10 protein-coding genes and 1 pseudogene are annotated in these 14,451 nt (G+C 75.6%); 9 read left to right on the forward strand and 2 right to left on the reverse strand.

The features are described from left to right. Positions 1–175: 175 nt before the first annotated feature. The 8 genes from ACWDYF_RS29985 to ACWDYF_RS30020 are packed head-to-tail and all read left to right on the forward strand — an operon-like array spanning position 176 to position 10,490. Positions 176–1,168, forward strand: coding sequence for an ABC transporter substrate-binding protein (locus tag ACWDYF_RS29985; protein ID WP_389470495.1), 993 nt, complete (start codon positions 176–178; stop codon positions 1,166–1,168). After that, entirely contained in the window at positions 1,165–1,959 is a 795-nt protein-coding gene (locus ACWDYF_RS29990) for a 2,3-dihydro-2,3-dihydroxybenzoate dehydrogenase (protein ID WP_389470493.1), read from the forward strand. Before ACWDYF_RS29985 ends, ACWDYF_RS29990 begins: the two co-directional genes overlap by 4 nt. Positions 1,960–2,011: 52 nt before the next feature. After that, entirely contained in the window at positions 2,012–3,226 is a 1,215-nt protein-coding gene (locus tag ACWDYF_RS29995; RefSeq protein ID WP_381744167.1) for an isochorismate synthase, read from the forward strand. Next, positions 3,223–4,860: a (2,3-dihydroxybenzoyl)adenylate synthase gene (locus ACWDYF_RS30000; RefSeq protein WP_389470490.1), complete on the forward strand. Its 1,638-nt coding sequence runs from the start codon at positions 3,223–3,225 to the stop codon at positions 4,858–4,860. Before ACWDYF_RS29995 ends, ACWDYF_RS30000 begins: the two co-directional genes overlap by 4 nt. Before the next feature lie 12 nt (positions 4,861–4,872). Then, positions 4,873–5,505, forward strand: coding sequence for an isochorismatase family protein (locus ACWDYF_RS30005; RefSeq protein ID WP_018568475.1), 633 nt, complete (start codon positions 4,873–4,875; stop codon positions 5,503–5,505). Between the two features lie 5 nt (positions 5,506–5,510). Further along, on the forward strand, positions 5,511–5,738 hold the full coding sequence (locus ACWDYF_RS30010; RefSeq protein WP_389470484.1) for a phosphopantetheine-binding protein: 228 nt from the start codon (positions 5,511–5,513) through the stop codon (positions 5,736–5,738). After that, the gene (locus tag ACWDYF_RS30015; protein ID WP_389470481.1) at positions 5,735–9,682 is read left to right on the forward strand and encodes an amino acid adenylation domain-containing protein; all 3,948 of its coding nucleotides are present in this window, start codon (positions 5,735–5,737) and stop codon (positions 9,680–9,682) included. The genes ACWDYF_RS30010 and ACWDYF_RS30015 overlap by 4 nt, the downstream gene beginning before the upstream one ends. Before the next feature lie 16 nt (positions 9,683–9,698). After that, positions 9,699–10,490 carry a 4'-phosphopantetheinyl transferase family protein gene (locus tag ACWDYF_RS30020; RefSeq protein WP_389470478.1) on the forward strand — a complete coding sequence of 264 codons (792 nt, stop codon included), beginning with the start codon at positions 9,699–9,701 and terminating at the stop codon, positions 10,488–10,490. A 533-nt stretch (positions 10,491–11,023) separates the two neighbouring features. On the opposite strand, the gene fes is transcribed toward ACWDYF_RS30020, so the two are convergent. Beyond that, a complete protein-coding gene (gene fes / locus ACWDYF_RS30025; protein WP_389470472.1) occupies positions 11,024–12,283 on the reverse strand; it encodes an enterochelin esterase in 1,260 nt (419 codons plus the stop codon). Between the two features lie 204 nt (positions 12,284–12,487). On the opposite strand from fes, the gene ACWDYF_RS30030 reads away from it, so the two are divergent. After that, positions 12,488–13,555 (forward strand): YncE family protein, encoded by a 1,068-nt coding sequence (locus ACWDYF_RS30030; RefSeq protein WP_389470467.1) that lies wholly within the window; start codon positions 12,488–12,490, stop codon positions 13,553–13,555. A gap of 183 nt (positions 13,556–13,738) precedes the next feature. Here ACWDYF_RS30030 and ACWDYF_RS30035 read toward each other — a convergent pair. Next, positions 13,739–14,263, reverse strand: a pseudogene (locus tag ACWDYF_RS30035) (GNAT family N-acetyltransferase); the annotation flags it as partial. Positions 14,264–14,451: the final 188 nt, after the last annotated feature.

The raw sequence follows: 14,451 nt of genomic DNA on the forward strand, positions 1-14,451 counted from the left end.
CCGCATCAACATATGGTTAGCCTAACCTAAGCAGGTATCCGCCCAGGTGGCAGGACGCCCGTGCATCCGTATGTCCGGATGTGCCCCGTTCCGCACGCCTTCACGACGTACCGCACGCCGGAGTGCGACTCCCGTCCTCGGGCACACGACAGTCGAACAACGGAGATTTCAGGCCATGATGCCGTCGACCCGTACCCCTTCCCGCCTCTCCCGCCGTACCGCGGCGGTGGCCCTCGCCATCGCCTGTGGGGTCGTCCTCAGTGCCTGTGGTTCCTCGGACGACGACTCTCCCAAGAGCGGTACCGCCGGCACAAGTGGCGGGGGGCGGACCTCGGTCACGGACGCGTCCGGCACCAAGGTCGAGATCCCGAGGACGCCCGAACGGGTCGTGGCGCTCAGCGAGATGGACCTCGACTCCGCGCTGGCCCTCGGCGTCAAGCCGGTCGGCCTGAGCGCGGGCCGCGGCCAGAAGGGCGCACCCGAGTACCTGGCCCAGCAGGCCCAGGGCATCCCGGTGGTCGGCGCGGTCACCGGCCCGGACATCGAGAAGGTCGTCCAGGCCAAGCCCGACGTGATCCTCGCCGGGCAGACCGCCGACGCGCAGGTGCTCGCCCAACTGCGCAAGATCGCCCCCACCGTGGTCACCATCGACAACACCAAGAGCTGGAAGAAGTCGCTGGAGCTCACCGGCCAGGTGCTCGGCAAGGCCGACGCGGCCAAGAAGTTCCTCGCCGACTACGACACCAAGGCCGCCGCGCTGAAGAAGGACCTCGGCGCCAAGGCCGGCGCCACCGTCTCGGTCGCCCGCTACTCCGCCAAGGGCACCGCCGTCATGCAGCAGGGCGTCTTCATCAGCGACGTCCTCAAGGACCTCGGCTTCAAACGCCCCGGCATCCAGAACGAGAAGGGCCAGGGCCACTCGACGCCGCTGAGCGACGAGAACCTCAAGGAGATCGACGGCGACTGGCTGTTCATCGGCACGCTGTCGTCGGCCGGCCCGGACAAGGGCCTGCTGGACCAGTTGCAGAAGAAGCCCGCCTACCGCGAGCTGAACTCCGTGCGCCAGGGCCACGCCACGCTGATCGACGGCTCCAAGTGGACCAGCCTGGGCGGCGCCGAGGCCGCCGACTCCGTGCTCGGCGACATCCGTAAGGCCATGGTCAAGTGAGCACCGGACCGGAACTGGCGGGCCGGCTCGCCCTCGTGACGGGGGCGGGCCGGGGCATCGGCGCGGCCGTGGCCGGCGCGCTCGCCGAGCAGGGCGCCCACGTGGTCGCCACCGACGTGGACGCCGACGCGGTACGGGCCACGGCCGCCGCCGCGCCGGAGCGGGTCACCGCCCGCGCCCTGGACGTCACCGACGCCGCCGCCGTGGACCGGCTCGTCGCCGAGACCGAGGACACGCTCGGTCCGCTGGACATCGCGGTCAATGTCGCCGGGATCCTGCGGGGCGCCCCCGTGGTGGACCTCGACGACGCCGACTGGGCGGCCGTGTTCGCCGTCAACACCCATGGCGTGATGCATGTCTCACGGGCCGTCGCCCGCCGGATGACCGCCCGCGGCCGGGGCAGCATCGTCACCGTCGCCTCCAACGCGGCCGGTGTCCCGCGCAGCGGCATGGCCGCCTACGCCGCCTCCAAGGCGGCGGCGGTGATGTTCACCAAGTGCCTGGGCCTGGAGGTCGCGGGCCGCGGGGTGCGCTGCAACACCGTCTCCCCCGGCTCCACCCTCACCGACATGCAGCGCGCCATGTGGGCCGACTCCCCCGAGGGCGCCGAACGCGGCCGGCGCGCCGTCATCGAGGGCGACCTCGCCACGTACCGCACCGGCATCCCGCTCGGCCGCGTCGCCGAACCGTCCGACGTGGCCGACGCCGTGGCCTTCCTCGTCTCCGACCGCGCCCGCCACATCACCCTGCACGACCTCTACGTCGACGGCGGCGCCACCCTCGTCGCCTGACGCACCGGCACCGCCCGCATCCTCCGTGGTGCCCCCACTGCCTGGAGACCCCATGACTGCCTCCCTGCGCGAACCCGGCCTCGGCGCCGTGGAGTCCGCGCCCGCCGACCCCGCTCCCGGGGCGGCGGTCGCCCTGCTCGACGCCTACCGGGCCGGATCCGACCGCTTCCTCGCCACTCCGCACCGCACCCTCCTCGGCACCGGCACGGCCGCCGAAGTACCGCACGGCGGCGACCCGTTGCCCGGCCGGGTGGGCGAACTCCTGCACTCCCTGCGGCGGCCGGGCGAGAGCGCCCCGCTGGTCCTCGGCTCGGTGCCGTTCGCCCCGGACGGCCCGCTCGCGCTGGCCGTGCCCGAGTCGGTGCGCCGCGCGCCCGCGCTGCGCCGCGACCCGCTCGTCGCGCTGCCCGCGCCCGAGCCCGCCGACGGCACCGGCTGGCAGGTGCGCGAGCGGCCCGCGCCCGAGGAGTACGCGGCGGCCGTGGCCGCGGCCGTACGGCGGATGCGGGACGGCGAGTTCGACAAGGTCGTCCTCGCCCGCACCCTGGAACTCACCGCGCCCGGCGAACCGGACCTGCCCGCCATGCTCAGCCGGCTGGCCCGCCGCGACCCCGGCGGCTACACCTTCGCGCTGCCCAGCGGCGGCGGCCGCACCCTGGTCGGGGCCAGCCCGGAACTCCTCGTCGCCCGCCGGGGCGCCCAGCTGACCGCCAACCCGCTGGCCGGCTCTGCGCCGCGCAGCGCCGACCTCGCCGAGGACGTGCGCCGGGCGGTGGCGCTGCTGGAGTCGCCGAAGGACCTGCACGAGCACGCCGTCGTCGTGGACGCCGTCCGGCGCGCCCTGGAACCGCTGTGCGGGCGGCTCCAGGTGCCCGAACGGCCCACGCTGGTAAGGACGGCGGCCATGTGGCACCTGTCGACCACGGTCACCGGCGAGGTCACCGACCCGGCCGTCACCGCCCTCGACCTGGCCTGCGCGCTGCACCCGACCCCGGCGGTGTGCGGGACGCCCACCGACGCCGCCCGCGCGGTCATCGCCGCATCGGAGCCCTTCGACCGGGGCGCGTACACCGGCATGGTCGGCTGGCAGGACGCGGACGGCGACGGCGAGTGGGTCGTGACCATCCGCTGCGCCGAGGCCGAGGGCCGTACGCTGCGGCTGTTCGCGGGCGCGGGCGTGGTCGCCGACTCCTCGCCGCAGGCCGAGACGGCGGAGACCGCCGCGAAGTTCCGCACCTTCCTGGACGCCGTGGGGGCCGCGCTGTGACCGGCTCCGCCCTCACCCCGGGGCTCGACGCGCCCACCTGGCCCGAGGAGTTCGCCGCGCGCTACCGGGCGGCCGGGTACTGGCGCGGCGAGACCTTCGGCGGCATGCTGCGCGAGCGGGCCGCCGCCCACCCCGACCGGGTCGCCCTCGTCGACCCGGCACCCGAGCGGCGCACCTGGACCTACCGCGAACTGGACCGGGCCGCCGACCGGCTGGCCGCCGGGTTCGCGGCGCGCGGCATCGGCCGCGGCGACCGCGTGGTGGTCCAACTGCCCAACCGGGGCGAGTTCATGGAGGTCGTCTTCGCGCTGTTCCGGCTCGGCGCGCTGCCGGTGTACGCGCTGCCCGCGCACCGGGAGACGGAGATCGCACACTTCTGCTCGTTCTCCGAGGCCGTCGCCTATGTGATCCCGGACGTGCACGGCGGCTTCGACCACCGGGAGCTGGCGACCACGATCCAGGAGCGCACGCCCGGCCTCAGGCATGTGTTCGTGGCGGGCGAGGCGGGCGCGCACACCGCGCTGGCCGACGTCCCGTGCGAACCGGCCGCCGAGCCCGAGGGCCCGCGCCCGCACGAGCTGGCGTTCCTCCAGCTGTCCGGCGGGACGACCGGGGTGTCCAAGCTGATCCCGCGCACCCACGACGACTACCTCTACTCGCTGCGCGGCTCCAACGAGATCTGCGGCGTCGACGCGGACACCCGCTTCCTCGTGGTGCTGCCCGCCGCCCACAACTTCCCGATGAGTTCGCCGGGCTGGCTCGGCGTGCTGTACGCGGGCGGCACGGCCGTGCTGTGCCCGGCGCCCGACCCGGGCACCGCCTTCCCGCTGATCGAGCGGGAGCGGATCACCATGACCGGCCTGGTGCCGCCGCTGGCCCTGGTGTGGACCGACGCCGCGCCCGCGAGCGCGTACGACCTGTCGAGCCTGGAGCTGGTCCTGGTCGGCGGCGCCAAGTACAGCGAGCAGGCGGCCCGCCGGCTGGAACCCGCGCTGGGCTGCCGGCTGATGCAGGTCTTCGGCATGGCCGAGGGCCTGGTCAACTACACCCGGCTGGACGACGACCCGGAGACGGTCGTCACCACGCAGGGGCGGCCCATCTGCCCCGACGACGAGATCCGGATCGCCGACGACGAGGGACGCGAGGTGCCCGAGGGCGCCTTCGGGCATCTGCTCACCCGCGGCCCCTACACGATCCGCGGCTACTGGCGGGCGCCCGACCACAACCGCACCGCGTTCACCGAGGACGGCTTCTACCGCACCGGTGACATCGTGCGCCGCACACCGAGCGGGCACCTCGTCGTGGAGGGCCGGGCCAAGGACCAGATCAACCGGGGCGGCGAGAAGGTCGCCGCCGAGGAGATCGAGAACATCATCCTCGGCCACCCCTCCGTGCACGACGTGTCCCTGGTCGCCGTGCCCGACGAGTTCCTGGGGGAACGCACCCTGGCCTATGTGATCCTGCGCGAGGGCGCCGAGCCGCTGCGGCCCGCCGCCGTCAAACGGTTCGTCCGCGAACGCGGTGTCGCCGCCTACAAGGTCCCCGACCTCGTCGAGTTCGTCGACACCTTCCCGCAGACCGGCATCGGCAAGGTCAGCAAGAAGCACCAGCGGTCGACCGCCGAGCAGCGCTGAGAGGCCCCACCCATGGCACTTCCCTCCATCCCCTCCTATCCCCTGCCCACCGCCGACGAGCTGCCCGAGGGCCGGGTGTCCTGGTCCGCGGACCCGGCGCGCGCCGTCCTGCTGGTGCACGACCTCCAGCAGCACTTCCTGTCCGCTTTCCCGGCCGGCGCGCAGCCGCTGACGGGCATGCTGGACAACAGCGCCCGGGTGCTGAAGCGGGCCCGCGGGCTCGGTGTGCCGGTGGTCTACTCGGTCCAGCGCGGCGGGCAGAGCGCCGAGGAGCGCGGGCTCCAGCTGGACTTCTGGGGCCCCGGGGTCGCCGACGACGCCGAGGCGCTCGCGGTGCCCGCCGCCGTGGCGCCCGAGCCCGCCGACACGCTGCTCACCAAGTGGAAGTACAGCGCGTTCGCCCGCACCGACCTGGAGGCCCGCATGCGCGGGTGGGGGCGCGACCAGCTGCTGATCGTCGGGGTGTACGCGCACATCGGCGTGCTGATGACGGCGTGCGACGCGTGGATGCGCGACATCCAGGCGTTCGTCGTCGCCGACGCGGTCGCCGACTTCTCCCGCGCGGACCACGAGATGGCCCTGCGCTGGGCCGCCGGCCGCTGCGCGGTCGTGACCACCACCGACGCGCTCTTCGAGGAGGTGTGAGCGGCATGACCCTCACCCTGGACCAGATCCGCAACGACATCGCCGACAGCCTCGGCGAGGACCCGGCGGACATCCCCGTCGACGAGGACCTCCTCGACCACGGCCTCGACTCGGTGCGCATCATGGCGCTGCTGGAGCGCTGGCGCCGCGAACACTCCGTCACGGCCGACTTCACCGACCTCGCCGAGCGGCCCGCCGTCACGGCCTGGGCGGACCTGCTGGGGGTCGCGTGACCACCGCGCTCACCGGCGGCCCCGGCGCCCCGGCGGGAGCGGAGTCCGGCACCGGGGAGCGGGAACTGCCGCTGACCGCCGCGCAGTCGGGCATGTGGTTCGCGCAGGCGCTGGACCCGCTCAGCCCCGCCCAGAACACCGCGGAGTGCCTGGAGATCGACGGCCCGCTGGACGCGGAGCTGTTCGCGGCGGCGCTGCGGCAGGTCGTCGCGGAGAGCGACGCGCTGCGCATCCGGGTCGAGGACGGCCCGCACGGTCCGCGCCAGTACGTCCGCGCCGCGGTCGGACTCCCGCTCACCGTACGGGATCTGCGCGCCGCCGGTGACATGGAGGAGGCCGCGCGGCAGGCCGAGGCATGGATGCACGCCGATCTGGCCGAGCCCTGCGACCTGGCCGCCGGAGAGCTGTTCGGGCACGCCCTGTTCCGGCTCGGCGAGCACCGCTGGCTGTGGTACCAGCGCATCCACCACCTGGCCATGGACGGCTTCGGCTACTCGCTGCTGGTGCGCCGCACCGCCGAGGTGTACTCGGCGCTCGCCCGCGGCGAGGAGGTGCCGCCGGGGCGGTTCGGGCACCTGGCCGACCTGGTCCGGGACGACGCCGCCTACCGGGCCTCCGAGGCGTTCGCCGCAGACTGCGCGTACTGGGCGGCCGCGTTCGCGGACCGTCCGGAGGTGCCGCGGCTCGCGGGCCGCGGGGCGCTGCCCGCGCGGACCTTCCGGCGCCGCCGGGCCCGGCTCTCGCCCGCCGCCACCGAGCGGCTGCGCGAGCAGGCCGCCGGGCTGCGGGCCACCTGGCCGGACGTGCTGATCGCCGCGCAGGCGCTGTACGTCTCGCGGGCGACCGGACGGCCCGACGTGGTGCTCGGTCTGCCGATGATGGGCCGGATGGGCTCGGCCGCGCTGCGCGTGCCCGGCATGGTGATGAACCTGCTGCCGCTGCGCCTTGCCGTCGCACCGGGCGCCACCTTCGCCGCGCTGGTGCGGCAGGTCGTGCTCGGCGTCCGCGAGGTGCGCAGGCACCAGCACTACCGCTACGAGGACATCCGGCGCGACCTCGGACTGCTCGGCGAGCAGCGCGCCCTGGTGGGTCCGCTGGTCAACGTCATGCCGTTCGACTACGGCGTGGACTTCGCGGGCGCCCCGGTCCGCGCCCGCAACCTGTCCGCCGGACCGGTCGAGGACCTCACCGTCAATGTCTACGACCGCGCCGACGGGCGCGGCCTGGCCATCGACCACGACGGCAACCCGGCCCTGTACGACGACGAGGCGCTGGCCACGCACCAGGAGCGGCTGCTGCATCTGCTCGAACAGGTCGCGGAGTGCGACCCGCACGCGCCCACGGCCGCCCTCGGCATCGCCGGAGCCGCCGAACTCCCTCTCGTGCAGGAGTTCAACCGCACCGCCCGCACCGTCCCGCCGACCACGCTGGTCGGCCCGATCGAGGCGCAGGCCGCCCGCACCCCGGACGCCGTCGCCCTCACCGACGGCACGCTCTCGCTGACGTACGCCGAACTGGACGTCCGGGCCAACCGGCTGGCGCACCACCTCCAGGCTCTGGGCGCCCGGCCGGGCGCCGTGGTGGCCGTGTCGGTGCCGCGGTCGGTGGAGCTGGTCGTCGCCCTGCTCGCGGTGGCCAAGGCGGGGGCCGCCTATCTGCCGCTGGACCCGGACTACCCGGAGCAGCGGCTGGCGTACATGCTCGGCGACGCGGCGCCGGTGTGCGCCGTCACCGACCGCGCCGGACGGCTGCCGCGCGAGGCGGACGTGCCGCTGGTGGTCCTGGACGGCCTCGACCTGCCGGACTCCCCCTGGGTGACCCCGGCACGGGCGCTGACGCCCGCGCATCCGGCGTACGTCATCTACACCTCCGGTTCGACGGGCCGGCCCAAAGGCGTGGTGGTGTCGCACGGGGCGATCGACAACCGGCTGCGCTGGATGCAGCACGCCTACGGACTGACCCCGGCCGACCGGGTGCTCCAGAAGACACCGTCGTCGTTCGACGTGTCGGTGTGGGAGTTCTTCTGGCCGCTGCGCGAGGGCGCCACCCTGGTCGTCGCCGGTCCCGGTGTGCACAAGGACCCGGTGGAGCTGGCCCGGCTGATCGGCGAACAGGCCGTCACCACCTGCCACTTCGTGCCCTCCATGCTCCAGGTCTTCCTGGCCGGACCGCGCGCCGGGGACTGCGCGACCGCGCTGCGGCGGGTGTTCTGCAGCGGCGAGGCGCTGCCCCGGGAGACCGCGCACGCCTTCGCGCGCGCCCTGCCGGGCGTGGAACTGCACAATCTGTACGGGCCCACCGAGGCCGCCGTCGACGTCACCCACCACGCCTGCGATCCGGCGGACGAGGGCCCGGTGCCGATCGGCCGGCCGGTGTGGAACACCCGCCTGCACGTCCTGGACGCGGCCCTGCGGCCCTGCCCGCCCGGGGTGCCCGGTGAACTGTTCCTGGCCGGACGGCAGTTGGCCGACGGCTATCTGGGCCGCCCGGGGCTGACGGCGGCCCGTTTCGTCGCCGACCCGTTCGGGCCGCCCGGCGGCCGCATGTACCGCACCGGCGACCTGGCCCGCTGGACGGACCGGGGCGAGGTCGAGTACCTGGGCCGCACCGACCACCAGGTCAAGCTGCGCGGCCAGCGCATCGAACCCGGCGAGATCGAGGCGGCGCTCACCGCCCAGGACGGGGTGGACGGGGCGTGCGCGCTGGTGCGCGAGGACCGGCCCGGCGAGCAGCTGCTCGTCGGCTATGTCACCGGGGACGCCGATCCGGTGGCGGTGCGGACCGGGGTGGCCCGCGCGCTGCCCGAGCACATGGTGCCGAACGCGGTCGTCGTGCTCGACGCCTTCCCGCTGGGCCCCAGCGGCAAGCTGGACCGGCGCGAGCTGCCCGCCCCGGTGTTCGCCGGGACGTCCCGGGACCGGGAACCGGCCGATGCCCGGGAGGCGGCGCTCACCCGGCTCTTCGCCGAGGTGCTCGGCGTGGAGCGGATCGGGCCCGACGACACGTTCTTCGACCTGGGCGGCACCTCGCTGCTCGCGGTGCGCCTGGTGGCCCGGGTCCGGGAGGAGTTCGGCACCGAGCTGACCATCGGCTCGCTGTTCGAGGCCCCGACCCCGGCGGCGCTCGCCGCCCGGCTGGACGGTGCCGCACCGGCCGCCCGCGACGCGCTCGGCGTCGTGCTGCCGCTGCGCGCCCGCGGCGAGCGGCCCCCGCTGTTCGCCGTGCACCCGGCCGGCGGCCTCGCCTGGTGCTACGCGGGTCTCGCGGCCCGGCTCGGCCCCGACCAGCCGCTGTACGGCATCCAGGCGCGGGGGCTCGGCGACGACAGCCCGCTGCCGCGCACCCTGGAGGAGCAGGCGGCGGACTACGCGGACCGGATCCGCGAGGTCCAGCCGCACGGCCCCTACCGGCTGCTGGGCTGGTCGGTGGGCGGGATCCTCGCGCACACCGTGGCCGTACGGCTGCGGGAGGCCGGTGAGCGGGTGGACCTGCTGGCGCTGCTCGACGCCTTCCCCGCCGAGCAGTGGCGGGAGCGGCCCGCGCCCGAGGAGGGCGACGCGCTCACCGCCGTACTGCGCATGGCGGGCTTCGAGCGGGCGGGCGAGCGGACCCGCGAGGACGTGCTGGCCACGCTGCGCCGGGCCGGCAACCCGCTCGCCGGGCTGAGCGGGCACACCCTGTCCAGGATCGTCGACATCGTGCCCAACCACGCGCGCATGATGCGCGAGCACCGGCACCGGCGCTTCGACGGCGACCTGCTGTTCTTCACCGCGGCGGCGCCGCGCGCCGAGGACTGGCTGACCCGGGAGGCGTGGCGCCCGCACATCGGCGGCGCCCTCGACAACCACGACCTGGACTGCACGCATCCGCAGCTGCTGCGCGAGCACCACCTCGACACGGTGGCGTCCGTGCTGGCGGCCCGGCTGAAGGAGATCACCGCGTGAGCGCGGCGGACGGATCATGAGCGGGGTCCCCGCCGCGGATCCGCGGCTGCGGCCGCGCACCTGGACCTGGCCGCCCCGGATGCCGCTGCCCGACCCGGCCGACGGCCCGCACGCCTGGCTGGTGCGGGCCCCCACGACCGGCGTCTCCCCCGTCCGGGAGACGCCTCCCTCGGCCCTGTCCGTGCTGGACGCCGGGGAACGGCGCAGGGCCGCGGCCCTGCGCCGCCCCGGCGCGCGGGCGGCGTACGTGACCGCCCATGCCGCGCTGCGCCGACTGCTCGGCGTCTATCTGGGCGTCCCGGGGGCACGGGTACCGCTGATCCGGCTGCCGTGCCCCGGCTGCGGGGAGCCGCACGGGCGTCCCGCGCTCGCCGGTCCGGACGGCGTCTGGCTGCACTTCTCGCTGTCGCACACCGGGCCGGTCGCGATGCTGGCGGTGGCCGGTGCTCCGGTCGGCGTCGACGTGGAGCGGGTGCCCGCGGCGGGGCTCGCGGCCGACGCGGCGGCGGCACTGCACCCCGCCGACCGCGCGGAGCTGGCCGCCCTGCCTCCCGAGGCCCGGCCGGCCGCCTTCGCCCGCTGCTGGACCCGTACGGAGGCGATGGTGAAGGCCACCGGAGAGGGACTCTCGGGCCCCGGCCTCACGGCGGTCCGCCGAGGGGCCGCCGAGCGGCCCGCGCGGGTGGCCGGATGGCGGCTCCTGGACATCGCGGCACCGCCCGGCCACGCGGCGGCATGCGCACTGCCGGTCAGCCGTACGGAGGGTACGGGAGCGGATCAGGAGCGGTCCTCGACACCGGCACGGTGAGACACGGCCGTGCGGCCGGGCGTTCGGCCGGTCGTTCGGCCGGTCGTTCGGTGGCCCAGCGGTGTCCCAGTGGCGGTGGCTCGGTGGCCCGCCGCCCCGGAGCGGCGGACCGCGCTCGTCCCACCGGTCCACGGCCGTGCCGTGACCGCCCCGCCGCCCCGGAGCGGAGCAGTTCGACGGGCGACCGTCCGGGGACACGGCGGCGCCAAGCCCCCCCGGCCGGGCCCCGGCCGCGTGTCCGCCCCGGCACCGCCTCCCCGGCCCCCGCACGGCGGTTCGGCGGACGGGCGGCCGGGGCACAGCGGTGGTCCGACGCATGGGGCGCCGGTGCGGGACGGGCCCGTGCGCGGCCGGATCACGGACGTGTCGGCATGCCGGCCGTCGTGCAACGGCTCGGCGGGCGGCGGGGGCGCGGGCGGCGGCCCGGGGCGGGTGTCCGGCGGCGCTGTGGGGGGGCCGTCGTGCGAACCGGGGGCCCGGGGCCGGAGTTCCGGTTTCCGGGCGTGCCGGGTCGGTGGTCGGTGGTCGGTGAGTCAGCGGTCGGTGAGCAGGGTCGTCAGGCCGTCGGAAAGTTCGGTGCGCCAGCACAGGTAGTCGTGGCCGCCGTTGAACTCGCGGTAGACGGCGTCGTCGTAGCCCGCGGCGGCCAGGGTCTCGCGCAGCCGCCGGGCGGCGGGCAGGGCCACCCACTCCTGTTCGCCGAAGGAGAGCCAGAACCGGACGGGCAGCCGTGCGCTGGAGGCGAGTTGTCCGGTCAGCCACTCGGCACCGGGGCCGTCCGGCCACCAGAACGAGCCCGACTGGGCGAGCACGTTGCCGAACCGGTGCGGGCTGCGGAAGGCCGCGTAGGCGGCGGTGAGGCCGCCGAGGCTCTGCCCGGCGACGACGGTGCGCGCGGGGTCCGCGGTGAGCGGCAGCCGGGTCCCGGCCCAGGGCAGCAGCTCCTCCTCCAGGAAGGCCACGAACTCCGGGCGGCAGGTGAGTTCGGCCCACCGGGTTCCGGCGTCCACGGAGTCCGGCAGCAGCGCGGCGACGGGCGGGATGCGGCCGTCGGCGATCAGGTTGTCCAGGAGGTGGGCGACGCCGAGTCCCGGGTGCCAGTGCTCGCCGTCCAGCAGGACCAGGACGGGGAGTTCGGCCGGTGCGGCGGCCGTGGACGGCGGGGTGTAGAGCCACACCCGCCGGTGGTCGCCGAGGTGGCGGCTCGGCACCCGGTGCTCGCTCACCGTGCCGCGCGGCGCCTCCGGCCGGGGCCGCCAGTCGGCCGCGCGCGGCGCGTGCGGGAGTTCCGCGCAGGCGATCGGCTCGCCGCCCCAGCGGCGGGGCAGCCGACGCGTGTTGTAGGGGTCGGCGCGGCGGTTGCGGCGCAGCCACTGCCAGTACTCCGGGTGGCCCGGCGCGGGCCCGTCGCCCTCGTCGACGAAGAAGTCGTACGTGCCGCGCCAGTCGGTGCGCAGCCGGACGGTCCAGTGCCATACGTCGGTGCCGGGCGCGCGGCGCATCACGTTGCCCTCGGGGGCGCGCGGGTCGCCGAGCTTGTTGGGCATGACCTGGACCGCGCGGGTGCCGGGCCCGCCGCGCCACAGGAAGGTGACGGCGCGGTGGTCGGGGCTGCCGAGCGGATCGGGGCCGATCAGCGGGGTGCCGCGGCGGCTCACGTCCGCCCAGAACCGCGTCAGGCCGGCCGGTCCGGGCAGCGCGCAGGCGGGTTCGGCGAGCAGGGGGAGCGCGCTCGGGCGGGCCAGGCGCGGCGGGTGCTGCGGGGCGCCCTTGGGCGGTGCGGTCACAGTCATGCGATGCGGCTCCGGTGCGGGGACACGAGGGATCGGCTGATCGACTTAGGTTCACCTTACCGCTGTCTCCCGCTCAGGGAACCGGTCGGTCGGCGCCGGACCCGGGGCCACCTTGACCCCTGATCAACTTAGGTTAGGCTAACCTTTGTTTCCGGCACCGGTCCCTGCGGTGCCGCACACGACCGCACACGGAAGTGGGAAAAGATGTCCTCAGTCACCCGCCGGATCCGCCGCACCGCCGCGATCGCCGTGGCGCTCGCCGCGGGCAGCGCGCCGCTCCTGGCCGGTACGGCCTCCGCCCACACCGGTGACGCGACGCACGCCGGACACGGCTCGACCGTCGCCTCGGCCGCGCTCGCCAAGGGCCTGTACCAGTCGGCGTACTCCGAGCGGAACCACGTCCTGTGGGCCACCACCGCCGTCGGCCGCCCGCCGGTCACCTCCTCGGCGCTGCTGAAGGTCGACCCGCGCACCCTGTCCGTGCGGGCCGCCTACACGCCGCCCGTGACCGACGCGGCCACCGGCGCGGTCGAGGCGGTCTACGGCGTCGCCGTGGACGACGAGCACAACACCGTCTGGACCACCAACACCCGCGACAACTCCGTCGCCGTCTACAGCCAGCGCACCGGCAGGCACCTGGCCACCCTCCCGAACGTGGCGCACGCCCGCGAGATCGTCGTGGACGAGCGCCACGACCTCGCCTGGGCGAGCGGCTTCGGCGACGGCAGCGTGGTCGCCTTCGACACCCGCACCTTCAAGGAGAAGAAGCGCGTCACGGTGGAGGGCGCCGCCCCGACCGGCCTCGCGGTCAACGAGCGCACGGGCACGGTGTACGCCGCCGATCTGAACGGCGACCGGCTCATCGCCGTCTCCCCCTACGCGAAGGACCCCTCCTTCATACCGGCCGGTGACGGCCCGATCTCCGTGGCCCTGTCCGCCGACGGCCGCACCGCCTACGCGGCCGACCAGACCGCGGGCGGTGTCTCGGTGGTCGACCTGCGCGGGAAGACCGTCACCAGGAGCATCCCGACCGGCGCGGGCGCGCTGTCCGTCGCGGCCGACGCGCGCACCGGCCGGGTGCTCGTGGCCAACCGCACGGACGGCGACGTCACGGTCGTCGACCCCCGCCGGGGCGCCGTCGTGGAGACCCTGGCCACCGGCGCGAACCCCAACCATGTGACCGTGGACCGCGGAACGGCCTACGTGGTCGACAAGTCCGGCGCCGGTCCGGAGGGCCAGGACCAGGTGCACCGCATCCGCATCGGCCGCTGACCCGCCCGGCGCGGTCCCGTACGGCCGGCAGCACGGCCGGCAGCACGGCCGCCGGCCCGGCCCGCCGACCGGTCACACCGGGCGGCGGGCCGGCCGTGTCGCCTGCGCCGTGGGCGCCGACAGCGCCGCGCGGGCCGGGCCTTCCGTCCGCACCGTCGCGTCCTCCGGCGCGGCCGGGTCCGGGTCCGTCGCCAGCCGGGCATGTGTCTCCACGTCGTGGCGGACGCCGTCCCAGGCGAGCTTCTGCCGCTGGACGCCCTCGGCGGCAAAGCCCGCGGCGCGCGCCACCCGGCAGGAGGCCGGGTTGTCGACGCGGTGCCCCAACTCCAGGCGGAACAGGCCGAGTTCGCCGAAGCACCAGTCGGCCAGCGCCCGGCAGCCGCCGGTCGCCACCCCCCGGCCGCGCGCCGCCGAGGTGGTCCAGTAGGAGATCCAGCCGGTGCGGTGCCGCTCGTCGACACGGCCGACCGCGACCCCGCCCAGCGCCATGCCGTCGCGGCCCGCGACGGCGAAGGCGTGGGCGGTGCCCCGCTCCCCCTGCTCACGCCGCCGCGCGATCCACTGCCCGGCCTGGGCGAGCGTGCCGACGGGCGCGTCGGCCTGCCGTTCCATCAGCGGCTCGGCGAAGGCCCGCAGCACCGCCGGGGCGTCGGCGAACTCCCAGGGCCGCAGCACCAGCCCGCCCGGCAACACGATGTGCCCCCGCATCCCGTACCCCGCCCCCCGTACGCCTGTCCCCGCCCGCGCGACCGCGCCGCCACCGGCGCCGCACGGCTCACATCGTACGGTCCGGCCGGGCGAGAGGGGGGACGATCGGGGGTGCGCGGTCAGGGCGCGAGGAGCAGGACGTTGGTGCGTTCCTTGGCGGCGGCGTAGCGCCTGGCGACGTCCTGCCA

This window comes from Streptomyces sp. NPDC003284 (genome assembly GCF_053589675.1).